Below are 26683 nucleotides of genomic sequence, written 5' to 3'. Positions count from 1 at the left end.
ATGCGCCCATTGTTCATCGCCCCGTTGTTACTGGCGGCATCCGTCGCCCAGGCGGCCGATTCGGTAAAAATCTACAACTGGTCCAGCTACATCGCCCCCGACACCCTGAAAAGCTTCCAGCAAGCCAGCGGCATCGTGCCGACCTACGACGTGTTCGACAGCAACGAAACCCTCGACGGCAAGCTGATGACCGGCAACTCCGGTTATGACGTGGTGTTCCCGTCCAACCACTTCATGGCTCGCCAGATCCAGGGCAAGGCCCTGAAAAAGCTCGACAAGAGCCAGTTGCCAAACTGGAAGAACCTCAACCCGGCGCTACTCAAGGCCCTCGAGGTCAACGACCCGGGCAACCAGTACGGCTTCCCCTACCTGTGGGGCAGTACCGGCATCGGCTACAACATCGACAAGGTCAAGGCCGTGCTGGGCGACAATGCGCCGGTCGACTCCTGGGACCTGATCTTCAAGCCCGAGTACATCAGCAAACTCAAAGGCTGCGGCGTTGCCGTGCTGGACAATGGTCCGGAGCTGCTGCCCATTGCCCTCAACTACCTGGGTCTGCCACACCACAGCCAGGACCCGAAGGACTACGACAAAGCCAAGGAACTGCTGATGAAGGTGCGTCCGTACATCAGCTATTTCCACTCCTCCAAGTACACCGGTGACCTGGCCAATGGCGATATCTGTGTCGTGGTCGGTTTTTCAGGGGATGTGCTGCAAGCGAAGAACCGTGCCGAAGAAGCGAAGAACGGTGTGAAGGTGGGGTACTCGATTCCCAAAGAGGGAGCACCGATGTGGTTCGACATGGTCGCCATGCCGGCCGATGCACCGGACGAGAAAGCCGGCTATGCCTACATGAACTACCTGCTGCAGCCTGAGGTGATGGCGAACATCAGTGACTACGTGCAGTACGCCAACGGCAACCTCAAGGCCGATACCCTGGTGGACCCGGCGCTGAAAGCCAACACCATGATCTACCCGAGCGACGACATGCTCGGCAAGCTGTACGCACTGGAGGCAATGCCGGCCAAGATCGACCGCATTCGCACGCGGATCTGGACCAGTATCAAAGCGGGGAATTGATCGTACCGGGGCCGCTGTGCGGCCCCGATGTTCAGATCAATGATGCTCGCGGGTAGCGCGGAACTTCACATCTGGCCAGCGCTCTTCCATCAGCGCCAGGTTGACCCGGGTCGGCGCCAGGTAGGTCAGGTGACCACCGCCGTCGATGGCCAGGTTTTCCACAGCCTTGTTCTTGAATTCCTCAAGCTTCTTCTTGTCATCGCAGCTGATCCAGCGCGCCGACCACACGGTGATTGGCTCGTAGGCGCACTCGACCTTGTACTCTTCCTTCAGGCGGCTGGCGACTACGTCAAACTGCAGTACACCAACAGCGCCGAGGATGATGTCGTTGCTGCGCTCAGGGAAGAACACCTGGGTCGCGCCCTCTTCGGCCAGCTGCTGCAGGCCCTGACGCAGTTGCTTGGACTTGAGCGGGTCTTTCAGGCGTACGCGTCGGAACAGTTCCGGGGCGAAGTGCGGAATACCGGTAAAGCCCAGGGCCTCGCCTTCGGTGAAGGTGTCGCCGATCTGGATGGTGCCATGGTTGTGCAAGCCGATGATGTCGCCGGCGAAGGCTTCTTCCAGCTGCTCACGCTCGGACGAGAAAAAGGTCAGCGCATCACCGATACGCAGGTCTTTGCCGGTGCGCACGTGGCGCATCTTCATGCCCTTCTCGTACTTGCCCGAACAGATCCGCATGAACGCGATACGGTCGCGGTGCTTGGGGTCCATGTTTGCCTGGATCTTGAACACGAAACCGCTGAACTTCTCTTCGACCGGCTCAACCGTACGCTCGTGGGCAACGCGCGGCAGCGGGCGTGGCGCCCAGTCGACCACGGCGTCAAGTACATGGTCGACACCGAAGTTACCCAGCGCGGTGCCGAAGAACACCGGCGTCAGCTGGCCATTGATGAATTCATCCTGGTCGAACGTGTGGCAGGCACCCTGCACCAGTTCCAGCTGCTCGAGGAAACGCTCGTACTCGTCACCCAGGTGCGCGCGGGCTTCGTCGGAATCGAGCTTCTCGATGATTTTCACCTCGGTACGCTCATGGCCGTGGCCAGGGGTATACACGATGATGTAGTCGCCTGCCAGGTGGTACACGCCTTTGAAGTCGCGGTAGCAACCGATCGGCCAGGTGATCGGTGCCGCCTTGATCTTCAGGACCGCTTCGATTTCGTCGAGCAGTTCGATCGGGTCGCGGATATCACGGTCGAGTTTGTTGATGAAGCTGACGATCGGCGTATCACGCAGGCGGCAGACGTCCATCAGGGCGATGGTCCGTGGCTCGACCCCTTTACCGCCGTCGAGCACCATCAGTGCCGAGTCGACCGCGGTCAGGGTGCGGTAGGTATCTTCGGAGAAGTCTTCGTGACCCGGGGTGTCGAGCAGGTTGATCATGTGCTCGCGGTACGGGAACTGCATCACCGAGGTGGTGATGGAGATACCACGTTGCTTCTCCATTTCCATCCAGTCGGAGGTGGCATGGCGGTCGGACTTTCGCGATTTCACCGTACCGGCAACGGCAATCGCCTTGCCCATCAGCAGCAGCTTCTCGGTGATGGTGGTCTTACCCGCATCGGGGTGGGAAATAATAGCGAAGGTGCGGCGTTTCGCGACTTCGGCGGCCTGGTTGGTCATGGGAAATCGCCTGGCAAGGGATTAAAAAAAGGGCGCAGATTATACCCGAAACCCGCTGCGGACCCAAATAACCCTTCCAGCCCATGACCAAAAGAAATTGCCTGCCGGCGCACCCGTCAATGGTCGTCCAGCAACTCTTCACCGATATCCGTGATCTCCAGGCGCAGATTCAGCGTGGGGCCGCCACTTGTGGCTACATAAGCAAACCATTCATCCCCGACATCCTCACGTTCACAGACGCACAACGCATCATTACTCGTGCGAGCCCAGATTTGTGCCGCAATGGACTGGCCAACCTCCGGAAATTGCGACATACGGGCGTAGCTGCCTTCACTCAATGTCATCACCTTCCACAGGCGGTCTTCTGCTGTCGACGCCTCATACAGGCAGGCGTAACCATTGTGGTTGCGGTCCATGTGGCGCTTTTTCGATTTGAAATCCCTGCCGGTTCGCCGACTCCATGATTGAACATCGTAGTAACTGCGCCCTGTGGCCTCGTCGACCAGGCAACGGAACCAGAAGCGGTGAGGCTCCCGGCCAAGAAAGGACGTGACGATCAGCCAGTCGTCGGCAATCCGCGCTGCCTCTGTGTTTCTCACTGCCAACTTGGCGAAATCCAGATACCCCTCATGCCCAGGTGTTGTACAGGCCACGTAGGCAACGAATGACCGATCGTAGTCATGCTTCAGCATTTCAGTAACCTTTTCTGATTATTTCCAGTGCAAAGAGACCGTTCGTCGCAGCCCCGCCAGGCCCTTATTCAAAAGGGCTGCAGCGGTAAATTGCAGAGGGAAACCAAGCGGTTGAAAAAACACAGCGCTGGCCAAATGCCGCTTCAGATGGGAACCTTTACGGCTGTGGAGGCGTCCACTCCCCTGATTTGCATGCGGTAAAAACCGTTCGTCAGGGTGAGATTCACCGGCAACACGAGCCTGACGAGGCCTCGCTTATGGCGTGTTCTGCTCCGCTTCGGACAACACGCTGCTGATCGCGATCACACTGCCTGCCGCCTGGAATGGCGGCCGCCACGGGAGTGTGTTCGCCGACAACAAAAGGAGTCCGCCTGTGGCTAAAAGCTATGGCAAGGGGCTGATGGGATGTGCCTTTGTGCTCGTCATCCTGGCCCTGCTGATCCACTGGATCGGCATTGATACGATCGCGCACTACCGCGCCGATCTGTGGTTCTACCTGCAAGCCCACCTGTTGTTGGTGGTGCTGTCGATGGTGGCGGCGTTAGCCGTGGGCATACCTGCTGGGATTGCCTTGAGTCGACCACACCGGGTCGACCGTGCCGAACGATTCATGCAGTTTTTCAATATTGGCAACACCATTCCGCCCCTGGCCGTTCTGGCCATTGCCCTGAGTTTCCTCGGCATCGGCGCCGGTCCCGCGATCTTCGCGCTGTTCCTCGCCTCCCTCCTGCCCATCGTGCGCAACACCTACGAGGGCCTGAAAAATGTTCCCGCCTCGCTAAAAGAAGCCGCCACCGGTATCGGCATGACACCCCGTCAACGCCTCTGGCGTGTCGAGCTTCCCAATGCCGTGCCGATCATCATCGGTGGCGTGCGCGTCGCCCTGGCGATCAACGTCGGCACCGCACCGCTGTCGTTCCTGATCGGCGCCAACAGCCTGGGCAGCCTGATTTTCCCCGGCATTGCTCTGAACAATCAGCCGCAACTGCTGCTCGGCGCGGCCTGCACCGCCTTGCTCGCCCTGTTGCTTGACGCCCTGGTGGCGCACGGCAGTCGCCGTTGGCTTGAACGCGGCCTGGCCCACTAAGCGAAGGAACTCCAATGAAAAGAATCGCCTTGTTACTGGGCGCGGCCCTGCTGTTCTCCGGATTTGCCCAGGCTGCGACAAAACCCGTGATTCGCCTCGGCGCGCGAGTCTTCACCGAGCAAACGGTGCTGGCCGAAATCACTGCCCGCTACCTGAACCAGAACGGCTTCGATGTACGCATCACCGGCGGCCTGGGCAGCAACCTGGCACGCAGCGCCCACGAAACCGGCCAGCTGGACATGGTCTGGGAATACACCGGTGTGTCGCTGGTGTCCTACAACCATATCGAGGAGCGCATGCCCAGCGCCGCGGCCACCTATGCCAAGGTCAAGGAACTGGATGCCAGAAAAGACCTGATCTGGCTCGCGCCGTCGAAGTTCAGCAATACCTACGCCCTGGCCTTGCCGCGCAAGATCGCCGAGCAGTATCCGCAGGTGAACACCATCAGCGAGTTGAATCAGGTGTTACGCGAGGAAAAGGACCGCAACCATGTGGTCGCCCTCGACACCGAGTTCGCCAACCGTCCCGACGGGCTGGTGGGGCTGACCGAAACCTATGACCTGCAGTTGACCCGCCGCAACATCCGCCAGATGGATGCCGGCCTGGTCTACACCGCACTGCGCAACGGCCAGGTGTTCAGCGGCCTGGTCTATACCACCGACGGACGCCTGAGCGCCTTCGACCTCAAACTGCTCGAGGACGACAAACACTACTTCCCCGATTACACCGCCGCCCCCGTAGTGCGCAAGGAAGTCCTCGATGCCCATCCGCAACTGGCCACCCTGCTCAAGCCACTGGCCGAGCAACTGGATGACCAGACCATGCGCGAACTCAACGCCAAGGTCGACGTCGAGCACCAGAGCCCGGGCAAGGTAGCGGCCGAGTACCTGCGCCAGCATCCACCTGCACAGGAGCAGCCATGAACATGCTCGATACCTTCGCTCACCTGGACTGGGCCCAGGTCCTGCACCTGACCTGGCAGCACATCACCCTGGTCGGCATCGCCGTCAGCCTGGCGATCCTGTTCGGCGTACCGCTGGGCATCCTCATGACCCGCTTCCCGTCCCTGGCCGGCCCCTTGCAAACCTGTGCCACGGTACTGCTGACCATCCCCTCGATTGCCCTGTTCGGCCTGCTGCTGCCGTTCTACTCCAAATTCGGCCAGGGCCTGGGGCCACTACCGGCGATCACCGCCGTGTTCCTTTATTCCCTGCTGCCGATCCTGCGAAACACTTACCTGGCACTGACCAACGTCGAACCCGGGATCCGTGAAGCAGCACGCGGTATCGGCATGACCTTCGGCCAGCGCCTGCGCATGGTCGAACTGCCTATCGCCGTACCGGTGATTCTCGCCGGTGTCCGTACCGCCGTCGTGATGAACATTGGCGTCATGACCATCGCCGCCACCATTGGCGCCGGTGGCCTGGGCGTACTCATCCTGACCTCCATCAGCCGCAGCGACATGTCGATGCTGCTGGTCGGCGCTGTGCTGGTGAGCCTGCTGGCGATCTTCGCCGACCTGCTGCTGCAAATCCTGCAACGTGCCCTGACTCCAGAAGGACTGCGCAAATGATCGAACTTCAGAACCTGAGCAAGACCTTTCACGCCAACGGCAAAGACGTCAAAGCCGTCGACGCTGTCAGCCTGACCGTCAATGAAGGCGAAATCTGCGTGTTCCTCGGCCCGTCCGGTTGCGGCAAGAGCACCACGCTGAAAATGATCAATCGCCTGATCGCGCCGACTTCCGGCAAGGTGCTGATCAACGGCGAAGACACCAGCGGCCTCGACGAAGTCAGCCTGCGCCGGCGCATCGGTTATGTGATCCAGCAGATCGGCCTGTTCCCCAACATGACCATCGAGGAAAACATCACCGTGGTCCCGCGCCTGCTCGGCTGGGACAAACAGAAGTGCCACGAGCGCGCCCGCGAGTTGATGAGCATGATCAAGCTCGAACCCAAGCAGTACCTGCAACGCTACCCGCGCGAGCTGTCCGGTGGCCAGCAGCAGCGGATCGGGGTGATTCGCGCGCTGGCCGCCGACGCACCATTGCTGCTGATGGACGAGCCGTTCGGTGCCGTCGACCCGATCAACCGCGAGATGATCCAGAACGAGTTCTTCGAGATGCAACGGGCGCTGAACAAGACGGTGATCATGGTCAGCCATGACATTGACGAGGCGATCAAACTCGGTGACAAGATTGCCATTTTCCGTGCCGGCAAACTGATCCAGATCGACCACCCCGACACGCTGCTGGCACACCCGGCCGATGATTTTGTCAGCAACTTTGTCGGCCAGGACAGCACGCTCAAACGCCTGCTGCTGGTACGCGCCGAAGACGCCGCCGACAACGCACCGTCCGTCAGCCCGGAGACGCCAGTGAACGATGCGCTGGAATTGATGGATGAGCATGACCGCCGCTACGTGGTGGTCACCGATGCGCAGAACAAGGCCATGGGTTATGTGCGCCGGCGTGACCTGCATCGCCAGCAAGGCAGCTGCAGCGATTTCCTGCGTACCTTCAATGCCACGGCGTCCCACGACGAGCACCTGCGCATCCTGCTGTCGCGGATGTACGAGTTCAATCGCTCGTGGTTGCCGGTGCTCGATGCCGAGCAGGTGTTTCTCGGTGAGGTGACCCAGGAATCGATTGCCGCCTACCTGAGCTCGGGACGTTCACGCGGTGGAAAAACCAGCATCGTGTCGCCAGCCGAGGCCATGGCCTGACGTCCTAAAGCTGTAGGAGCCAGGCTTGCCGGCGAACCAGGCGCTGCGGTGTGTTGACCACACCGCAGTGTAGGGCTTAGAACCCTACACTGGCCTGCACATAGAACGTACGTGGTTCACCCAGGTAGATCCCCGAGTTGTTGTCGCTGGAGCGGGTGTAGTACTGCTTGTCGAAAATGTTCTTCACCCCCGCCGCCAGCTTCAGGTTCGACAGCTCCTTGCCGAAGTCGTAGCCCCCGCGCGCCGCCCAGGTGACGTAGCCAGGAATGTCGCCGTACTGACCGTCGGCACTCGGCTCGGTGATGTAGTCACCATTGAAGCTGCCATCGGCATTCATCCCGGTACCCGGTGCGCGCTGTTTCGACTGGGCGTAGGCATCCAGGTTCCAGGTCCAGCGATCAACCTGGTAGCGCAGGCCGGCATTGACGATCTGCCGCGAATAAAACGGCAGGTCACGTCCCTTGAAGCCAGGAATATCACCTTCGTAAGTAGCACGGGTGTAGGTGAATGCCGCGTTGGCGCTCAGGCCTTGCAGGCGCGGGTCAAGGCCCGACAGGTCATAGCGCATCGACGCTTCGATACCCTGGTGCTTGGTGGCACCGAGGTTGGTCCAGCCGACATCGTTGCTGATGTATTGCAGTTCGTCATCGAAGTCGATGTAGAACGCCGTCAGCTCAGCACCCCAGGTACCATTGTTGTAGCGGGTACCGATCTCGTAGGTCTTGGCCTTTTCCGGCTCCAGGCCATTGGCCGTCTGGTCACCGCTGCCGCCCTGCCCCAACTGGAAGTACTGAAGGCTGCCGAACGAGGTTTCATAGTTGGCGAACAGCTTCCACTCATCCGACAGGTGATACATCACGCTCAGCGCGGGCAAGGGTTCGTTGCTGCTGATGCTGCGATTTTTCTCCTGTACCGGCTTGCCGTTGGCACCGATAACCGGGCGTTCATGCCAGTCGGTATTGATGTGTTCGAAGCGAATCCCCGGGGTGATGGTCCAGTTGCCGACGTCGATCTTGTCGTCGATGTAATAGGCGCTGGCCTCGGTACCACCGGTACGGTCCTGGAACACATGGCCGTCAGAGCCCGGCACCGGCGTCGGAACGTTATCGATCAAACCCAGGCGGGTCGACTGTTCGTGCATCGCTTCCTTGAGGTAGCGATAGCCGACGCTGACTTCCTGGGTGGTCGGGCCGGCAAAGAAGATCCGTGACACGCGCGGTTCGATGGCGAAGGTGTGATAGCTGCGCGGGTACGACGACAACGTCTTCTGGTCACGGGCAGCGATGCTGCTGCCACGGAAGCTGTCGGTGTAGTAGGTCTGCACCTCGAACTGGGTGACATCGTCGATCTGGCGCAGGTACTTCAGCGACACATCTTTACGGCGGCCGCTGAAATTGTCGTAGTCACGATCCGACTGGTACGGGTCATCGTCGAACTGTGCCTGCGTCAGGCCCCCCGGCATGTCGGCCGTGGCGTCGTAGTAGTGGAAGTTCAGCCACAGCTCGTCACTGTCGGTCACCGCCCAATGGGTTTTCAGCAGCACGTCATCGATGTCGTTGCCGTTGTTGCTGCTGCGGTAGCCATTGCCATTCACGCCCGAGTACAGCAACGCCGCGCCCAGGCCGTTGTCGGCCGTACCGCCGAGAAATGCCGACTCGATGTGCTTCCAGCCGCCATGCCGGGAGGTCTCCATGGTGGTCGACAATTCGCCGGTGGCTTTTTCCGGAATCGCGCGGGTAACGAAGTTGATTACCCCGCCGACGTTTTGCGGGCCATAGCGCACAGAGCCGGCGCCCCGCACCACATCGATGCTGTCGAGGTTGCCGGACGAGATCGGCGCCATCGACAGTTGAGGTTGCCCGTAAGGGGCGAACGCTGCCGGAATGCCATCGATCAGTACAGTGGAGCGTGGCGACAGGCGCGATGTCAGCCCGCGCACCCCGACGTTCAGGGCAATGTCACTGCCCCCGGTGCCGTTGGAATCCTGGACCTGAACACCAGGAACGCCGCGCAGCACATCGCGCACGTTCATCGCACCCTGCTCGACCATGGCTTCCCGGCGCACCACGGTGCGCGCACCGGGATGGTTCTGAACCACGGTTTCCTCAGCGTTTCCCAGCCAGTCACCCACGACCTTGATGTCGGTCGGTGCCAGTTCCAGGCTGCCGGTGGTCAGGGTGCCGGCGCTCTGGGCAGGCTTGAGCACCACCGTGCCCTGGGACATCTCGTAGGTCAGGCCGCTGCCTTGCAACAGAGTCTGCAGGGCCTGCTCCGGCGCCAGGTTGCCCGACACCGCCGGGGCTTGCTTGCCGGCCACCAGCTCCGGGCTGAAGAACAATTGCAGCGACGTCTGCTGCCCCAGTTGACTCAAGGCCGACGCCAGCGGTTGCGCCTGAATTTCGATCCGGGTCACTGCCTCATCGGCATAGCTGGTAGCAATACCGCTGCTCACGGCCAAGGCCAGCGCCAAGGGCAACCAGCGAAAACGAGGAGAACGCAGGGAAAACTTGGTGTTATTCACGTCGTCGAAACATCCTGAAGGTCCGGGGTATGCACCCGCTGCATGCAAATGGAAATGCTTGGCAGTTGCAGTTGGCCAGGAAGACGAACAACTGAAAAAAAACCTGAATTTATTTTGAAATTATTTCGCTGGAGCCGTCGGCATGGGCCTTGATTACCACCGGCAGGATGCTCGGCAAGGCCCGCAGCAGTGCATCGGTGTCGTCGCTGCTGAACGTGCTGCTCAGGCGCAGCGCGGCGGCTTTGCCCGGCGCTACGCGCAGTGGCTGCGCGCGGTAGCGCGACACTTCCTCGACCACCTCGCTCAAGGGCACGTCATTGAACACCAGCTTGCCTTTGCGCCATGCCGTCAGTGCCGCGGCGTCCACGGCATAGGGCTCGGCGACCTTGCCCTGGGCATCGATCTGCGAACCCAGCCCGGCAGTGAGCAGCGCCTGACTGGCGCCACTGCCCTGCACCCTGACCGAACCTTGCTCGACCGCCACCCGCGTACGGTCCGGATCCAGGCGCACGTCAAAACGCGTGCCGGTGACGGTTACCGAGCCATTGCTGGTGCTGACGACAAACGGCCGCGCCGTGTCATGGGCAACACTGAACATGACTTCGCCCGCCGCCAGTTCGATGCGCCGTTGCCCGGCGCTGAAATCGACTTTTACCCGGGTTCGGCCATTGAGTTCCAGCTGTGAACCGTCCGGTAGTTCGAGTTGGCGGCGTTCGCCCAGCGCCGTTTGCAACTGGCCCTGGTAATTGAGCTGATGGTACTGCCAGCCGAACCAGCCAAGCCCCACTGCCGCAGCGGCGACACCTGCAGCCAATGCCTGCTGGATGAAGCGCCGACGCGGCAACTGGCGTACCGGATCGGCCTGGCACAGTGCCTCAAGACGCGTACGCGGCAGTGCATCGGCTGCGCCCCACAGCCGGGCGAGCAGATCGTATTCGTGCTGATGCTGCGGGTGTTGTGCCAGCCAGGCGTCGAGCTGTGCCTGCGCCTCGGCCGCCAACACACCGTCGCGGGTGCGGGCAAACCAGCGGGCTGCCTGATCGCGCACAGCGTCATCGCCACAAAGGCACGCGTCCTGATTCATGAAAACATTCGCCTGACTCATCTCGTCGACACATCCAGGTGCTCACGCAGATGCCGGAGCGTGCGGATCATATACTTTTCGACCATGTTCTTGGTCAAGCCCATGCGCTCGGCAATTTCAGCCTGGGTCAGTCCTTCGATCTTCTGCCAGATAAACACCCGTCGGCAATTCAGCGGTAGCTGCGCCAGGGCGCGCTCAACACTGTCAGCCAGCTCGAGGGCATGCATATAAGCCTCCGGGTCGCCATGGGCGTCGGTGCCAGGATCGAAGGTGTCCTGTTCCAGCAACTGGCGACGGTCTTCGCGGCGATAACCATCGACGGCGATGTTGCGTGCGGTCTGGTGCAGGTAGGCACGCGGCTGCTCGACACCGGCCTGTTCATTTTCCAGCACCCGCACAAAGGCGTCATGAGCGAGGTCCTCGGCTTGCTGGCGATTGCGCAGCTTGCGCGTCCAGGTGCCGATCAGCTCATGGTAGTGGTCGAAAAAGCCTTTGTGTCGCGACACGATGCGGGGGTACGCCAGGCAAAAAGAGAGAGCGCGAATAGTAATGTTTCTTATTAAGCGCTTCAATCGAAGATGACAGCGACCGACGAAGCGTAAAACGAGAAAAAACTGCACGAAACCGTCGGTCGGAGCGCTTGAAAAAAGCGAGAAAAAATATGAACGGCCACACCATTCACCCACGCAAACGCCTTGGATAATACCAAGCAAAAATCGCCACCTTTTCAACGACTTTTGCCCCGAATTTCCCCCATAAAAGCCACTCTTGGCGAATTAGCCGACTTTCAACACGATCTGCGCTTATGCAGGTATTTTTAACGCTTTTGTCATCAAATTGAACATCTACTGTTTACCTGGGTCGGTTAAAAAGTGGCTGGCCGAATCACGGCGACAGGCGTGTGCAAAATCGCGACATTTTTTGTTGATCTTGAGCCCCTCAGGTCCTAAAGTTCGCGCCGAACGTCCATGCTGGAAACGATCCATCCGGCTCAAGTACTGACGACGAGACAGCAAGGTCACCCGTAGCTCGCTTTATCACGCACGGATGACCTTTTTGCTTTCGGCGACATGCCTTGGGAAGTAGGCGAACCAAAGTGGGGATACGGAGGACGTTCAGTTGCAGCCACTTATTTTTTCAGTTTGCCCATGGAGTCCCTAAGCATGTCGATTCAGGTCGAAGACTACTTCGCGCGCGATACCTTTCAAAAAATGAAAGCCTTCGCCGACAAGCAAGAAACCCCGTTCGTACTCATCGACACGCAGATGATCAGCCAGGCCTACGATGACCTGCGCGCCGGATTTGAATTCGCCAAGGTCTACTACGCGGTCAAGGCCAACCCGGCCGTCGAGATCATCGACCTGCTCAAGGAAAAAGGCTCGAGCTTCGACATCGCCTCGATCTACGAGCTGGACAAAGTGATGAGCCGCGGCGTCAGCGCCGACCGCATCAGCTACGGCAACACCATCAAGAAATCCAAAGACATCCGCTACTTCTATGAGAAGGGCGTGCGTCTGTATGCCACCGACTCCGAAGCCGACCTGCGCAACATCGCCAAGGCCGCGCCGGGTTCGAAAGTCTATGTGCGCATCCTCACCGAAGGTTCGACCACTGCCGACTGGCCGCTGTCGCGCAAGTTCGGTTGCCAGACCGACATGGCCATGGACCTGCTGATCCTCGCCCGCGACCTGGGCCTGGTGCCTTACGGCGTGTCCTTCCACGTTGGCTCGCAGCAGCGCGACATCAGTGTCTGGGACGCGGCGATTGCCAAGGTCAAGGTCATCTTCGAGCGCCTCAAGGAAGAAGACGGTATCGAGCTCAAGCTGATCAACATGGGTGGCGGCTTCCCGGCCAACTACATCACCCGTACCAACAGCCTGGAAACCTACGCTGAAGAAATCATCCGCTTCCTCAAGGAAGACTTCGGTGACGACCTGCCGGAAATCATCCTTGAGCCAGGCCGCTCGCTGATCGCCAACGCCGGCATCCTGGTCAGCGAAGTCGTGCTGGTGGCGCGCAAGTCGCGTACCGCCGTCGAACGCTGGGTCTACACCGATGTGGGCAAATTCTCCGGCCTGATCGAAACCATGGACGAGTCCATCAAGTTCCCGATCTGGACCGAGAAGAAAGGCGAGATGGAAGAAGTGGTCATCGCCGGCCCGACCTGTGACAGCGCCGACATCATGTATGAGCACTACAAGTACGGCCTGCCGCTGAACCTGGCCATCGGTGACCGCCTGTACTGGCTGTCGACCGGCGCCTACACCACCAGCTACAGCGCGGTGGAATTCAACGGCTTCCCGCCGCTGAAAGCCTACTACCTGTAACGAAAAACGGGGCCGCAAGGCCCCGTTTTACTTTCAGGTCGCGGCTCAGGCCGCTGCAGTCAGTTGCGCCAGGCGTGCCCGGTACGCCGCAGACAGCTTGCGGATTTCAGGCTGTTCAGCCTGTTCCAGGGCTGGCCCGGCGACCCTCAGGAAGTTCGCGTTGCCGCCCTCCAGTGCCCGCTGCAGCCACACCAGCGCCTCGTGCGTCTGGCCCTGAGCGGCCAGCACACCGGCGTGGCTGAACTGCCCACGAAAATCCCCGGCTTCGGCCGAACGCTGGTACCAGCGCTGTGCACCGGGCACATCGCGCGGGCAATGCACGCCCTCTTCCAGGTAGCGCCCGAGCAGGTTCATCGACTTGGCGTGCCCGAGCTCGGCCGCTTGCCGATAGCAGGCCAGTGCCGTCACCGGGTCTTCGGCGACACCCCGCCCGGTGGCAAGCAGATTGGCATAGTTGTACAGGCCCCAGTCCAGCCGGGCCTGCGCGGCCTTGAGGTAATGCCGTGCCGCCTGTGCCTGGTCTACCTCTCCGCCCCAACCATGCTCCAGGCAGCGTCCGAGCATGTTGTCGGCCATGGCGCTGCCGCGGCTGGCAGCAATGGCAAACCAGCGACGCGCCAGGGCAGGGTCTTTTTCGATGCCACGGCCATCGAGCAGGATCTGCCCGAGCAGCAACTGTGCCTCGACAATATCCTGCCCCGCCGCTGCTACCAGCGCCTGAGCGGCCTTTGCCGGGCTGTGCTCAAGCATCTGGGCGAATTGCTGGCTGTCCAGCTCCTGGCGGTTGCGCAAGGCAAATGTCATGGCTCAGACCTCAACCCAGCGGCGCAGCAGGTTGTGATAGGTGCCGGTGAGCTGAATCAGCGCCGGGTGCTCCGGCATGTCGGCCGTGAGTGCCTGGATGGCGTTGTCCATCTCGAACAGCAAGGCGCGCTGACTGTCTTCGCGCACCAGGCTCTGGGTCCAGAAGAACGCGGCATAGCGTGCGCCGCGCGTGACCGGGTTGACCTTGTGCAAACTGGTGCCCGGGTACAACACCAGATCACCGGCCGCCAGCTTCACTTGCTGAACGCCATAGGTGTCCTGGATCACCAGTTCGCCGCCATCGTAGTCCTCGGGATTGCTCAGGAACAGGGTCGAGGACAGGTCGGTACGCACCCGCTCGTGGCTGCCACGGGGCTGGCGCAGGGCGTTATCGATGTGAAAACCGAAATTGCCGCCTTCGCGGTAGCAGTTGATCAGCGGTGGGAACACCTTGTGCGGCAAGGCCGCCGACATGAACTGCGGGTGCTGCCACAAGCGCTCGATCAGCGCCGTGCCGATCTCCTTGGCCAGCGGATGCCCCTCGGGCAATTGCAGGTTGTGCTTGGCCTTGGCCGACTGGTAGCCGGCGGTGATCTTGCCGTCCGCCCACTCGGTCTGCTCCAGCGCTTCACGAATACGTGCGACCTCCTCGGTGGAGAACAGTCCGGCAATGTGTAGCAGCATGGCGCAAGCCCCTGGGATCAGTAAGGACGTCAATGGTATTGATTCCCATTGACTCTCCACAAGCCTTTTCCGAGGGGTGCGACGTTTCAGCAGCAAAAACCCGTCAGAAACAAATTGTAAAGAATGTAAATTTCTTACTAATAATAATTACTCTCAATTGCCACTCATATTTGTTTACATTATATTTCGCGGCCTTTGAAACCGGGGAAGGGGACCACCATGCCGCGTCACTACGTGCCAACCGCTGTCAGTTCACCACGCTTGCTCGCCTCTGCCATTGGCGTAGCGATCACCGCTACCTCTGCAGGCCACATGGCTTATGCCGCAGATGCCGAGCCCGTCAAGAACGGCGCGATTGCCCTGGACGCGACCAGCGTTACCGGCCAGACCGATGTTGCCAGCACCGACTACAAAGTCGAAAGCGCATCGTCGCCCAAATACACCGCGCCCCTGGTGGATACCCCTCGCTCCATTACCGTGATTCCGCAACAAGTGCTCAAGGACACCAATGCCCTGACACTGCAGGACGCCCTGCGTACCGTGCCAGGCGTGACCTTCGGCGCCGGTGAAGGCGGCAACCCGCAAGGCGACCGTCCGTTCATCCGGGGCTTCGACGCCCAGAGCGACACCTTCCTCGACGGCGTGCGTGACACCGGCGCCCAGACCCGCGAAGTATTCGCCGTAGAATCGATCGAAGTCAGCAAAGGCCCGAACTCGGCCATGGGTGGTCGCGGCGCTGCCGGCGGCAGCATCAACCTGGTGAGCAAACGTGCGCACCTGGGTAACTCGTTCGACGGCGGCTTTACCTGGGGCTCCGACCAGACCCAACGCTACACCATGGACGGCAACTATCAGTTCAGCGACAGCGCTGCCGGCCGTCTGAACCTGATGAGCCACGAAAGCAACGTTGCCGGCCGCGACAAGGTCGACTACGACCGTTGGGGCGTTGCACCGTCGCTGGCGTTCGGCCTGGGCACCCCGACCCGCGTCAACCTCGACTACTACCACGTCGAGAGCAATGACCTCCCGGACTCGGGCATTCCGTATGGTTTCTCTGTTGGCAAGACCCACACCGCAGCCAGCCCGGACAAGCCAACCGATGGCGGCGACAGCAGCAACTTCTATGGCCTGACCGGGCGTGATTTCCGCAAAACGCGTACCGATATCGGCACCATCGCCATCGAACACGACCTTACCGACTCGTTGACCATCAAGAACACCACGCGCCACGGCAACAGCATGCAGGACTACGTCCTGACACAGCCAGACGACAGCGCCGGCAACGTGATCAACAATGGTGTCTGGCGCCGTGCCAACACCCGTGTCGGCAACACTGCCACCACGACCAACCAGACCGACCTGTTTGGCGAGTTCGTGCTTGGCGGCTTCAAGAACAACTTCTCCACCGGCATCGAGTTCACTCACGAAGATGCCGACAAGCAGAGCTACACCGTCACCCCGAACACCAAGCTGACCAACTGCAAAGGGCCGAGCAACGGTGGTAGCTGCACCTCACTGAGCAACCCGAACCCGGACGACGTCTGGGTCGGCACGGTCGACCGCAACTACGCAGGCACCGATACCTCCAGCACCACCCGCGCCCTCTACGCCTTCGACACCATCGAACTGGATCCGCAATGGCTGCTGAACCTGGGCCTGCGCTACGACCACTTCACCACCAAGTTCCGCACCTACGACGCAGCGGGCAACACCACCGTTACCAGCGGTGTTGCCAACAAGGGTGAAGACACCAGTGAATTCATCACCGGCCAGATTGGCCTGGTGTGGAAACCACAGGACAACGGCAGCATCTACATTTCGTACGCCACCTCGGCTACACCGCCGGGCTCGATGCTGGGTGAAGGCACCGACAACAACCCTGTCACCACGTCGACCGTCAAAAACGACATGGAGCCAGAGGAAACCACCAACTACGAAATCGGCACCAAGTGGGACCTGCTGGATCAGCGCCTGGCGCTGACTGCAGCGATCTTCCGCACCGAGAAAGAAAACACGCGCGTGCTGACCGACCTCAACACCTATGAAAACGCCGGTAAAACCCGCGTGGACGGTGTCGAGCTGACGGCCACCGGTAAAATCACCGACAAATGGCAGGTGTTTGCTGGCTATAGCTACCTGGACAGCGAGCAGGTCGACGGCGGCAAAGTCAACATCGGTACCGCAACCGCACCGAACTTTGTCGATGTCACCACCAACGGCAATGAGTTGGGCAACACGCCGGAAAACACCTTCAGCCTGTGGACCACCTACGCGGCGACCAACAAGCTCACGATTGGTGGCGGTGCGTTCTACGTCGACCAGGTCTGGGGGAGCGTTGCCAATACAACGTACGTGCCGTCCTACTGGCGCTACGATGCCATGGCCAGCTACAAGCTGACCAAAAACGTCGACCTGCAATTGAACGTGCAGAACCTGACCAACGAAACCTACTACGACAAAGCCTACTCGACGCACTTCGCCAACCAGGCTGCCGGGCGCACTGCCCTGCTGACCACCAGCGTCCACTTCTAAGTGCGCTGACCGGCAAGCCCCGCTCACTTCAGTGAGCGGGGCTTTTGTATATCAAGGCATAATGCGCGACGCATTCGCATTTGCGGCAAGACAAGGTGATTGATGTGGTGAAGAAATCCCTGTTCCAACTGCACTGGTTCTTCGGCATCACCGCCGGTCTGGTGCTGGCCTTGATGGGCATCACCGGGGCAATCTGGTCGTTCCAGGATGAACTCCTGCGCCTGTTCAACCCCGACGTGCTCAAGGTCGAGGTGCGTCAGGAAGGCGTGCTGCCGATGCCCGAACTGGTGCGCCGCGTCGAGGCCGAACACGGCGACAAGGTCGCCATGCTCACGGTCGATACCCAAGGCGATACTGCCGCGCGCGTGTTCTTCACCCCGCCGCCTGGCGAGCGCCGAGGCGAAATGCGCTACGTCGACCCTTACACCGGCACGCTGCAGGGCGATGTCAGCGGTCAAGGCTTCTTCGACCTGATGCTGCGACTGCACCGCTTTCTGGCCATGGGTGACACCGGCCGGCAGATCACCGGTGCCTGTACCCTGATGCTGATTTTCTTCTGTCTTTCCGGCCTGTACCTGCGCTGGCCGCGCAAGGCGCTGAACTGGCGGGTGTGGCTGACCCTGGACTGGGCCAAGAAAGGCCGCGCGTTCAATTGGGACCTGCACGCCGTATTCGGCACCTGGTGCCTGCTGTTTTACCTGCTGTTTGCCCTCACCGGCCTGTTCTGGTCCTACGAGTGGTACCGCGAAGGCTTGAACACGCTGCTTGGCGACGGCCCGCGTGCCGGCGAGCAGCACAAACGTGGCGAAGGCCGCGGACGCCCGGGGGGCGCGCCGGGCAAAGAGGCCAAGCCTCTGGTCGTTGACTATGACGCCGTCTGGGCCAGCCTGCAGGCTGCCGGCGGGCCGGGCATGACCACCTACAACCTGCGCCTGCCCCCGGCGGGTGGACAACCGGCGACCGTGTTCTACCGCCTGGAAGGCGCCGAGCACGAGCGCGCGTTCAACACCCTGACCATCGACCCGGCCAGCGGCGAGGTGAAAAAGCATGATCGCTATGCCGACAAGTCGTTCAAGGCGCAGTTGCTGGCCAGCGTCTATGCCTTGCACGTCGGCAGTTACTTCGGCCTGACCGGGCGCATCCTGGTGACTATCGCCAGCCTGACCATGCCGCTGTTCTTCGTCACCGGCTGGCTGCTGTACCTCGACCGGCGCCGCAAAAAGCGCCAGGTGCGGGCAGCACGCAGCACCCTGCAGGCGGCGAATTCCGAGGGGGAACGCTGGTTGGTCGGCTTTGCCAGCCAGAGCGGTTTTGCCGAGCAACTGGCCTGGCAAAGTGCCGGGCAATTGCAGGCGGCCGGGTTGCCGGTGCAGGTCCGCCCCCTGGCCGAACTGACCGAGAGTGATCTCAAGCAGGCTGAACGCGCGTTGTTCGTGGTCAGCACCTTCGGTGATGGCGAGGCGCCCGACAGTGCTCGCGGTTTCGAACGCAAAGTGCTGGGTCAACCCTGGGCCCTGGACAACCTGAACTATGCCCTGCTCGCCCTCGGTGACCGGCAGTACCCTGACTTCTGTGGCTTTGCCCGACGCCTGCAGGCCTGGCTGGGTGAGCGTGGTGCCACCACTGCGTTTGCCCCGGTAGAGGTCGACAGCGCCGACCCTTCGGCCTTGCAGCATTGGCAGCAGCAACTGGCGCAGTTGACCGGCAGCACGCCGCCAGCCGCCTGGCCGGCACCGACGTTCAGCAACTGGAGCCTGGTTGAGCGCACCTTGATGAACCCTGGCAGCCAAGGTTCAGCCGTCTATCTGCTGGGGCTCCAGCCGGAGCAGCCAGCGCAGTGGCAGGCGGGCGACCTGGTCGAGATTCTGCCGCGTAACAGCGCAGACAGCCTTGCCCTGTTCCTGAAGGGATTGGGCCTCGAGGGCGACGCGCAGGTTCAGGTAGACGGTCTGCAGGAAACCTTGCTGCAGGGCCTCGCCAGCCGCCAACTGCCCAAAAGCCGCGAGCACCTGGTCGGCCTGCACGCCCAGGCGCTGGTCGATGCACTGATTCCGCTGGCGGCACGGGAATACTCGATCGCCTCGATTGCCAGTGATGGGGGGCTGGAGCTGATCGTGCGCCAGGAGCGCCACCCCGATGGCAGCCTCGGGCTAGGCTCGGGCTGGCTGACCGAGTACTTGCCGGTGGGCAACAGCGTCAGCCTGCGCCTGCGCAGTAACAGCGGTTTCCATCTGCCGGCAGCAGCAACGCCGATGATCCTGATCGGCAACGGCACTGGCATTGCCGGGCTGCGAAGCCTGCTCAAAGCGCGGATTGGCGCTGGTGAGCAACGTAACTGGTTGCTGTTCGGCGAGCGCAACCGGGCCCATGACTTCCTTTGTGAACACGAGCTGCAAGGCTGGTTGCACAACGGGGCACTGGCCCGCCTGGACCTGGCCTTCTCGCGTGATCAGGCGCACAAGGTCTACGTGCAGGATTGCTTACGCGCGCAGGCGGCTGAACTGCGCCGCTGGCTCGATGAGGGCGCCTCGATCTATGTTTGTGGCAGCCTGCAGGGCATGGCCAGCGGTGTCGATGCGGTGTTGAACGAGGTGCTTGGGGCGGGTGAAGTGGAGCGCCTGATCGAGCTCGGGCGTTACCGTAGGGATGTGTACTAAAGCTTGAGAGCCCCATCGCCGGCAAGCCGGCTCCTACAATGTTTGGTAGGAGCCGGCTTGCCGGCGATAGCATCAGCCGATCAATGCAGCTCGAAGGTATCCGCATCCAGATTGGCCGGGAAACGCGTGCGATAGGTCGCCAGATCGGCCGCACTCAAGACCGCGGTGAAGACGCCGTCCGCCTCCCCCGCACTGAGCAGGCTTTCGCCCTGGAAGTCCAGCACCTGGCTGTCGCCGCTGTAGGCGAAGCCCTTGCCATCCGTACCCACCCGATTGACCGCAGCCACGTAACACAGGTTTTCAATACCCCGTGCCGGTAACAGGCGGTTCCAGTGCTGACGACGCGCTGCCGGCCAGTTGGCCGTGTACAGCAGCAGGTCGGTATCCTGGGCGTCACGGCTCCAGACCGGAAAGCGCAGGTCGTAGCAGATCAGCGCTCGCACCCGCCACCCCTTGACCTCGAACTGCACCTGACGCTCACCCGGAGTGTAGTGCTTGTGCTCACCGGCCATGCGGAACAGGTGACGCTTGTCATAGAACAGGATGTCGCCGTCCGGACGCGCCCACAGCAGGCGGTTGCGATGGCTGCCGTCGGCGGCCTGGATGATCACGCTGCCGGTGACCACCGCATCGAGCTTTTTCGCCTGGGCCTTGAGCCACTTGTACGTCGGGCCGTTTTCCGGCTCGCACAGGCTCTCGGAATCCATCGAAAACCCGGTGGTGAACATTTCCGGCAGGACAATCAGATCGGCACCACGCGCTTGCTCCAGCAAGCCTTCGAAATGCTCGTAGTTGGCCAGGCGGTCCTGCCAGGCCAGGGTTGTTTGCACCAGGGCCACTTTCAGGTTAGGCAGAGCACTCAGATCGCGCATAGCTTTTCCGCTGCCTGACGCAGCGTCTCCTCGCGTTTGGCAAAACACAGGCGCACCAGGCGCTGTTCAGGAATGGGTTGTTGGTAAAACACCGATACCGGGATGGTCGCCACTCCGTGTTCACGGGTCAGCCACAGGGACATCTCGACATCGTTCAGGTCCGGTCGAATCGCTGAATAGTCGACCAGCTGGAAATAGGTGCCCGGCGTACGGGTGAACTGAAAACGTGAAGGCTCGAGCAAATCGCAGAACAGATCGCGTTTGGCCTGGTAGAACGCCGGCAACGCTTCGACGTGCTGTGGTTGCTCGGCCATAAAGTCGGCCAATGCCCACTGCAACGGAGTCACCCCACAAAAATTGACGTACTGGTGCACTTTGCGCAACTCGGCGCTCAGCGCTGGTGGCGCCACCACATACCCGGTTTTCCAGCCGGTAACGTGATAGGTCTTGCCGAACGAGCTGACCACAAAAGCGCGCGGGTACAGCCCTTCATGCGCCAGCACGCTGGCGTGCTGAACGCCATCAAACACCAGGTGCTCGTAGACCTCGTCGCTGACCAGGTAGATGTCACGCTCGGCGATCAGCAAGGCCAGCTTGTCCAGGTCGTCGCGGCTGAATACGGCGCCACTGGGGTTGTGCGGAGAGTTGAGGATGATCATCCGCGTACGTGGGCTGAGGGCGTCAGCGAGCTGCTGCCAGTCGATGGCAAACGTGCCATCGGTCAGTTGCACGTGCACGCAACGGCCGCCTGCCAGCTCCACTGATGGCTCGTAGCTGTCGTAGGAAGGATCGAAGACGATCACTTCATCACCCGTACGGATAACCGCATGAATGGCGCAGAAAATCGCTTCAGTGGCACCAGGGGTAATGGTCACCTCAGTATCGGCATCGACACTGACGCCATAGCTGCGGGCGATCTTGGTGGCCACCTGCTGACGCAATGCTGGCAGGCCGGTCATCGGGCTGTATTGGTTGTGGCCGGCACTGACGTGGCGGCAGACCGCATCCAGCAGCGCCTGCGGCGCGCCAAAATCCGGGAACCCCTGGGACAGGTTCAAAGCGCCGGTTTGCACGGCGAGCTGGGACATGGTGGTAAAGATGGTCGTGCCGACATTCGGCAACTTGCTGCTGATCATGAAACCCTCTTTCCTGCAGAACAATCCGGCTCGAGGCGGCGCGGTCAGAGACCGAGCATAGCGGATTGAGTGGTCAGGAAAAAGGTTGAAACAGTCGTACCTGCAGGAGCGGTTTCACCGGGGTGCCGGTGAATCCGCTCCTGCCGATTTCAGCGTTTGTCTTTACGCTTCTTCTCGGCTTTCTTGTGGTGCGACATCAAGCGACGCTTCTTGTTGACCTGGCGGTCGGTCAAGGTGTTCTTGTTGCCTTCGTACGGGTTGTCGCTGCCCTTGTACTCGATGCGGATCGGCGTACCGACCAGCTTGAGCACCCGGCGGTAGGTATTTTCCAGGTAACGCGAGTAGGACTTGGGCACCTTCTCGACCTGGTTACCGTGGATCACGATGATCGGCGGGTTCGCACCACCCAGGTGGGCGTAGCGCAGCTTGATGCGGCGACCATTGACCATCGGCGGCTGGTGATCGCTGATCGCATCTTCGAGGATCTGCGTCAGGCGGCTGGTAGGCCAGCGGGTAACGGCCGAGCGGAAGGAGTTCTGTACCGACTGGTAGAGGTTGCCCACGCCAGTGCCGTGCAGCGCCGAAATGAAGTGGATGTCGGCGAAGTCGACGAAGAACAACCGGCGCTCCAGCTCGGTCTTCACATAGTCGCGCTCGCTCGGCTGCATGCCATCCCATTTGTTCAGGGCGATGACGATGGCACGACCGGCTTCCAGGGCGAAGCCCAACAGGTTGAGGTCATGGTCAACCACACCTTCGCGGGCGTCCATGACGAAGATCACCACGTTGGCGTCCTTGATCGCCTGCAGCGTCTTGACCACGGAGAACTTCTCGACTTCCTCGTGGATCTTGCCGCGCTTGCGCACCCCGGCGGTGTCGATCAGGGTGTACTTCTCTTCGTTACGCTCGAAGGGAATGTAGATACTGTCGCGCGTGGTGCCGGGCTGGTCATAGACGATGACCCGCTCTTCACCCAGCATACGGTTGACCAGGGTCGATTTACCGACGTTTGGCCGACCGATGATGGCGATCTTGATCCCGTCTTTTTCGCTCGGGCCAGGAATACGCACCGCCTCTTCGCCTTCGGCGACGTCGGTGTCGATCTCTTCTTCCTTGTCCCGTGGAAAGTCGCTCAGCACGGCTTCCAGCAGGTTGTTGACGCCACGTCCCTGAGCGCCGGCAACGCCAATGGCATTGCCCATGCCCAACGGCGAGAACTCGGCGATGGCCATTTGCGGATCGATGTTGTCGATCTTGTTGGCGACCAGGAACGAGCGCTTGTTGCGCTTGCGCAGGTGCTCGGAAATCATCTGGTCAGCGGCGGTCAGGCCGGCACGGGCGTCGACCAGGAACAGCACGACATCGGCTTCTTCGATGGCCAGCAGCGACTGCTCGGCCATTTTTTCGTCCATGCCGTGCTCGTCACCGGAAATACCACCGGTGTCGACCAGAATGAACGAACGGCCTTGCCAGCGTGCTTCACCGTACTGACGGTCACGGGTCAGCCCGGACAAGTCACCGACGATGGCATCGCGGGTCTTGGTCAGGCGGTTGAACATGGTGGATTTACCGACGTTCGGTCGGCCCACCAGGGCAATTACGGGAACCATGCGGCTCTCCACTTCATAAATTCAGAAAATACAAAGGCCGCTGCACTGCAGCGGCCGGAGTTCGGGCGGCACCAGAAGTGCCGCAGCCCGAGGCCTGCACGGCCTCAAGCATAGCCTCAGCGGATGGTAAGCGCCTCGAGCTTGCCGCTGTTGCCGTACACATAGATGGTGTCACCCACCACCAGCGGACGGGCACGCAGGCCATCGCTATCGATACGCTCACGACCCACGAAGCGGCCGTCGACCTGGCTGAGCAGGTGCAGGTAGCCTTCCAGGTCACCCACGGCTACATAGCTGGAGAACACTTCCGGCGCCGACAATTGACGACGTGCCAGTGAATCGTTGCTCCACAGGGCACTGGAGGAGCGCTCGTCGATACCTTCCACAGTGCCCGAAGCCAGGCTCACGTAGACGTTACCGAAGCCCTGGGCCACACCGGTGTAGCTGGATGCATCGCGCTGCCACAGGACCCGGCCGCTTTCCAGGTCCAGGCCGGCAACCCGACCCTGGTAGCTGGTGACGTACAGAGTACCGCCAGACAGCAGCAGACCACCGTCGATGTCGACGACGCGGTCAAGCTCCGAGCGACCTTGAGGAATGGCCACACGCTGTTCCCACACCGGCACACCGTTGCGCGTATCCAGCGCGACGACTTTACCGGTCGACAGGCCGGCCACGGCCAGGTGGTTGGTAACGATCGGCGCGCCGGTGCCACGCAGGGTCAACACGGCCGGGGTGCTTTCATAGATCCAGCGGCGATCACCGGTGCTGGCATCCAGGCCAATCACGCGGTCGTCCTGAGTCTGTACTACTACCACATCGCCATTGCTGGCAGGTGGTGCCAGCACTTCACTGGTCACCCGCGAACGCCAGCGCTCTTCACCGGTGCTGGCATCCAGGGCAATCACGTCGCCGCGAAGCGTACCCAGCATGACCAGGCCGTATCCGACGCCAACAGCGCCGGAAACAGGCAGTTCGAGGTCTTTTTTCCAGGCCACGTCACCGTTGTTGCGGTCCATGGCCATCACTACGCCGGTTACATCGGCGGCGTAGATACGATCGTTCTCGATCGCCGGGACCAGCATGTTGAAGGAATCGCCCTGACCGTCACCGATCGAACGACTCCACTGCTTCTTCAGGACCACCTCTTCGGTGAACTTGGTCAGCTCGGCCGGGGGCAATTCCTTTTTGCTGTTGCTGCTGCAACCCACGGCCAGAAGGGCCAGGGTCAGCACTGCTGCATGTTTCCAACCGATCACGTCACGCATCCCCTTTGGCCAGGTCGTCGAGCTTGAGTTGCAGGCCACCGATCGCGGCGTCGTCAGACAGCGCGGCCTTGGCTTTTTCGTAAGCGGTATGAGCGTCAGCAGCACGACCCAGTTGTACCAGCAGGTCGCCCTTGAGCTCTTCACGGCTGGCCAGGAACGCCTTGTCGGCATCGCCTTCGAGCAGCTTCAGGCCTTCTTCGACCTTGTTCTGGGCAGCCAGGACACGGGCCAGGCGCTGACGGGCGATTTCGCCCAGGGTCGCGTCTGCCGGCTTGTCCAATACCGACTTGAGTTCGGCGGCAGCATCATCGAGCTTGCCGGCCTCGACCGCGACCTTGGCCACGAACAGGCTGCCGTACTGGGCATACGCAGAACCGCCAAACTCGCTCTTGAGCTTGCCGGACAATTCCGCAACCTTGGCCGCATCCGGCGCGCCGGTTGGCGTCAGGGTGGTTTCCAGCAAGGCCTGATAGAGGTTCGAGGCACCTTGCGACTGGTTGCCCTGGTACTTCTGGAAGGCTTGCCAGCCGAACACTATCACCAGTGCCAGCAGGCCGCCGGTTACCAGTGGCTTGCCATTACGCTGCCACCAGTCCTTGAATGCCGCCAGCTGTTCATCATCGGTACTCGACACCCCAATACTCCTTTTCACCAAATCGGCTGTTGACCCGCTTCACGCCTGCGCGAGGGAAGCTTCCAGGTGCTCTGCCAGAGCATCCCAGGCAATGTTTTGTTGTTCGCCCTGGCCACGCAGGGGTTTGAAACCTACCACTTGTTGCGCCAGTTCGTCGTCCCCCAGGATCAAGGCGTAGAGCGCAGCGCTCTTGTCGGCCTTCTTGAACTGGCTCTTGAAGCTGCCACCACCGGCATTGACCAGCAGGCGCAGGTTCGGCAGGCGATCGCGCAGCCGCTCGGCCAGGGCAAGGCCGGCCAACTCTGCCTGCTCGCCGAACGCGCACAGGTAGACATCCACCTGACGGTTGATCGACTCAGGTACCTTTTCCAGGGTTTCGAGCAACAGGATCAGACGCTCGATACCCATGGCGAAACCAACGCCCGGGGTTGGCTTGCCGCCCATCTGCTCGACCAGGCCGTCATAACGGCCGCCAGCGCAGACAGTGCCTTGCGAACCCAGCTTGTCGGTGACCCACTCGAATACGGTCTTGCTGTAGTAGTCCAGGCCACGCACCAGCTTGGTGTTGATCACGAACGGGATGCCGGCGGCGTCCAGACGGGCCTTGAGCCCCTCGAAGTGCACGCGCGATTCTTCGTCCAGGTAATCTTCGAGCTTCGGTGCGCCGACCAGGGCTGCCTGGGTATTGGCGTCCTTGCTGTCGAGGATGCGCAACGGGTTGCTCTTCAGGCGACGCTGGCTGTCTTCGTCCAGTTGCTCCAGACGCGCCGAGAGGAACTCGACCAGCGCGTCGCGGTAGCGTGCACGGGCTTCGCTGGTGCCCAGGCTGTTAAGCTCAAGCTTCACCGCGTCACGGATCCCCAGCAGGCCCCACAGGCGCCAGGTCAGGACGATCAGCTCGGCGTCGATATCCGGACCGTCGAGGTTGAACACCTCCAGGCCGATCTGGTGGAACTGGCGGTAGCGGCCTTTCTGCGGACGCTCGTGGCGGAACATCTGGCCGATGTACCAGAGCTTCTGCACCTGGCCACCACCGCTGATGCCGTGCTCGAGCACTGCACGCACACATGCCGCGGTGCCTTCCGGACGCAAGGTCAGGGAGTCACCATTGCGGTCGGCGAAGGTGTACATCTCTTTTTCAACGATGTCGGTCACTTCACCGATCGAGCGTTTGAACAGCTCGGTCGGCTCGACAATCGGCGTGCGGATCTGGCGATAGCCATAGGTGTCCAGCAGGCCGGCCACGGTGCTCTCGAAATAGCGCCACAGCGGCGTTTGCTCGGGCAGGATGTCGTTCATGCCACGGATGGCTTGTAGCGATTTGCTCACAGAAAATCCTTACGAATCTGGG

The 26683-nt window shown here is 61.1% G+C and carries 21 protein-coding genes; 8 read left to right on the top strand and 13 right to left on the bottom strand.

The window, feature by feature from the left end; all coding sequences use genetic code 11:
• A complete protein-coding gene (locus I5S59_RS05925) occupies window positions 1-1080 on the top strand; it encodes a polyamine ABC transporter substrate-binding protein (RefSeq protein WP_197875789.1) in 1080 nt (359 codons plus the stop codon).
• A gap of 36 nt (window positions 1081-1116) precedes the next feature.
• Here I5S59_RS05925 and I5S59_RS05920 read toward each other — a convergent pair whose 3' ends face one another.
• Both I5S59_RS05920 and I5S59_RS05915 read right to left on the bottom strand, forming a co-directional pair.
• Window positions 1117-2700, bottom strand: coding sequence for a peptide chain release factor 3 (locus tag I5S59_RS05920; protein WP_197875788.1), 1584 nt, complete (start codon window positions 2698-2700; stop codon window positions 1117-1119).
• Between the two features lie 116 nt (window positions 2701-2816).
• Window positions 2817-3392, bottom strand: coding sequence for a hypothetical protein (locus I5S59_RS05915; RefSeq protein ID WP_197875787.1), 576 nt, complete (start codon window positions 3390-3392; stop codon window positions 2817-2819).
• 373 nt (window positions 3393-3765) lie between these two features.
• Here I5S59_RS05915 and I5S59_RS05910 point away from each other — a divergent pair, with 373 nt between their 5' ends.
• Genes I5S59_RS05910 through I5S59_RS05895 form a run of 4 tightly spaced genes read left to right on the top strand, consistent with a single transcriptional unit; the run spans window position 3766 to window position 7203 of the window.
• A complete protein-coding gene (locus tag I5S59_RS05910) occupies window positions 3766-4479 on the top strand; it encodes an ABC transporter permease (protein ID WP_128322625.1) in 714 nt (237 codons plus the stop codon).
• A gap of 14 nt (window positions 4480-4493) precedes the next feature.
• Entirely contained in the window at window positions 4494-5402 is a 909-nt protein-coding gene (locus tag I5S59_RS05905; RefSeq protein WP_197875786.1) for a glycine betaine ABC transporter substrate-binding protein, read from the top strand.
• Window positions 5399-6052 carry an ABC transporter permease gene (locus tag I5S59_RS05900; protein WP_197875785.1) on the top strand — a complete coding sequence of 218 codons (654 nt, stop codon included), beginning with the start codon at window positions 5399-5401 and terminating at the stop codon, window positions 6050-6052. The genes I5S59_RS05905 and I5S59_RS05900 overlap by 4 nt, the downstream gene beginning before the upstream one ends.
• Window positions 6049-7203, top strand: a complete 1155-nt coding sequence (locus I5S59_RS05895; protein WP_197875784.1) for a betaine/proline/choline family ABC transporter ATP-binding protein — start codon at window positions 6049-6051, stop codon at window positions 7201-7203. The genes I5S59_RS05900 and I5S59_RS05895 overlap by 4 nt, the downstream gene beginning before the upstream one ends.
• A gap of 76 nt (window positions 7204-7279) precedes the next feature.
• Here the strand turns inward: I5S59_RS05895 and I5S59_RS05890 are convergent, their stop codons facing one another.
• The 3 genes from I5S59_RS05890 to I5S59_RS05880 all read right to left on the bottom strand — a co-directional run bounded on the left by I5S59_RS05890 (window position 7280) and on the right by I5S59_RS05880 (window position 11314).
• Entirely contained in the window at window positions 7280-9724 is a 2445-nt protein-coding gene (locus tag I5S59_RS05890; RefSeq protein WP_197875783.1) for a TonB-dependent siderophore receptor, read from the bottom strand.
• Window positions 9725-9833: 109 nt separating this feature from the next.
• Window positions 9834-10808 carry a FecR family protein gene (locus tag I5S59_RS05885; RefSeq protein ID WP_197875782.1) on the bottom strand — a complete coding sequence of 325 codons (975 nt, stop codon included), beginning with the start codon at window positions 10806-10808 and terminating at the stop codon, window positions 9834-9836.
• 17 nt (window positions 10809-10825) lie between these two features.
• Window positions 10826-11314: an RNA polymerase sigma factor gene (locus I5S59_RS05880; protein ID WP_197875781.1), complete on the bottom strand. Its 489-nt coding sequence runs from the start codon at window positions 11312-11314 to the stop codon at window positions 10826-10828.
• A 657-nt stretch (window positions 11315-11971) separates the two neighbouring features.
• On the opposite strand from I5S59_RS05880, the gene I5S59_RS05875 reads away from it, so the two are divergent.
• Complete coding sequence (locus tag I5S59_RS05875) at window positions 11972-13135, top strand: type III PLP-dependent enzyme (protein WP_197875780.1); 1164 nt, start codon at window positions 11972-11974, stop codon at window positions 13133-13135.
• Window positions 13136-13180: 45 nt separating this feature from the next.
• Here the strand turns inward: I5S59_RS05875 and I5S59_RS05870 are convergent, their stop codons facing one another.
• Window positions 13181-13939 carry a tetratricopeptide repeat protein gene (locus I5S59_RS05870; protein WP_197875779.1) on the bottom strand — a complete coding sequence of 253 codons (759 nt, stop codon included), beginning with the start codon at window positions 13937-13939 and terminating at the stop codon, window positions 13181-13183.
• Between the two features lie 3 nt (window positions 13940-13942).
• Window positions 13943-14623: a Fe2+-dependent dioxygenase gene (locus I5S59_RS05865; RefSeq protein WP_128322633.1), complete on the bottom strand. Its 681-nt coding sequence runs from the start codon at window positions 14621-14623 to the stop codon at window positions 13943-13945.
• Window positions 14624-14842: 219 nt separating this feature from the next.
• Here I5S59_RS05865 and I5S59_RS05860 point away from each other — a divergent pair, with 219 nt between their 5' ends.
• The gene (locus tag I5S59_RS05860) at window positions 14843-17155 is read left to right on the top strand and encodes a TonB-dependent receptor (RefSeq protein ID WP_197875778.1); all 2313 of its coding nucleotides are present in this window, start codon (window positions 14843-14845) and stop codon (window positions 17153-17155) included.
• Between the two features lie 104 nt (window positions 17156-17259).
• Window positions 17260-19812 carry a PepSY domain-containing protein gene (locus I5S59_RS05855; protein ID WP_197875777.1) on the top strand — a complete coding sequence of 851 codons (2553 nt, stop codon included), beginning with the start codon at window positions 17260-17262 and terminating at the stop codon, window positions 19810-19812.
• An 80-nt stretch (window positions 19813-19892) separates the two neighbouring features.
• Here I5S59_RS05855 and I5S59_RS05850 read toward each other — a convergent pair whose 3' ends face one another.
• The 6 genes from I5S59_RS05850 to hisS form a co-directional block, all read right to left on the bottom strand.
• A complete protein-coding gene (locus tag I5S59_RS05850) occupies window positions 19893-20684 on the bottom strand; it encodes an amidohydrolase (RefSeq protein ID WP_197875776.1) in 792 nt (263 codons plus the stop codon).
• Window positions 20672-21820 (bottom strand): pyridoxal phosphate-dependent aminotransferase, encoded by a 1149-nt coding sequence (locus I5S59_RS05845; protein WP_197875775.1) that lies wholly within the window; start codon window positions 21818-21820, stop codon window positions 20672-20674. Before I5S59_RS05845 ends, I5S59_RS05850 begins: the two co-directional genes overlap by 13 nt.
• Before the next feature lie 149 nt (window positions 21821-21969).
• Window positions 21970-23430 carry a ribosome biogenesis GTPase Der gene (der, locus tag I5S59_RS05840; RefSeq protein ID WP_128322638.1) on the bottom strand — a complete coding sequence of 487 codons (1461 nt, stop codon included), beginning with the start codon at window positions 23428-23430 and terminating at the stop codon, window positions 21970-21972.
• 116 nt (window positions 23431-23546) lie between these two features.
• Entirely contained in the window at window positions 23547-24689 is a 1143-nt protein-coding gene (bamB, locus tag I5S59_RS05835; RefSeq protein ID WP_197875774.1) for an outer membrane protein assembly factor BamB, read from the bottom strand.
• A 1-nt stretch (window position 24690) separates the two neighbouring features.
• Entirely contained in the window at window positions 24691-25332 is a 642-nt protein-coding gene (locus I5S59_RS05830; protein ID WP_197875773.1) for a YfgM family protein, read from the bottom strand.
• A gap of 39 nt (window positions 25333-25371) precedes the next feature.
• A complete protein-coding gene (gene hisS, locus I5S59_RS05825) occupies window positions 25372-26661 on the bottom strand; it encodes a histidine--tRNA ligase (protein WP_197875772.1) in 1290 nt (429 codons plus the stop codon).
• Window positions 26662-26683: the final 22 nt, after the last annotated feature.

Origin of the sequence: Pseudomonas alkylphenolica (assembly GCF_016009175.1) — a bacterium.
GTDB lineage: Bacteria > Pseudomonadota > Gammaproteobacteria > Pseudomonadales > Pseudomonadaceae > Aquipseudomonas > Aquipseudomonas alkylphenolica_B.
This window is presented reverse-complemented; position numbering and strand designations above follow the sequence as displayed.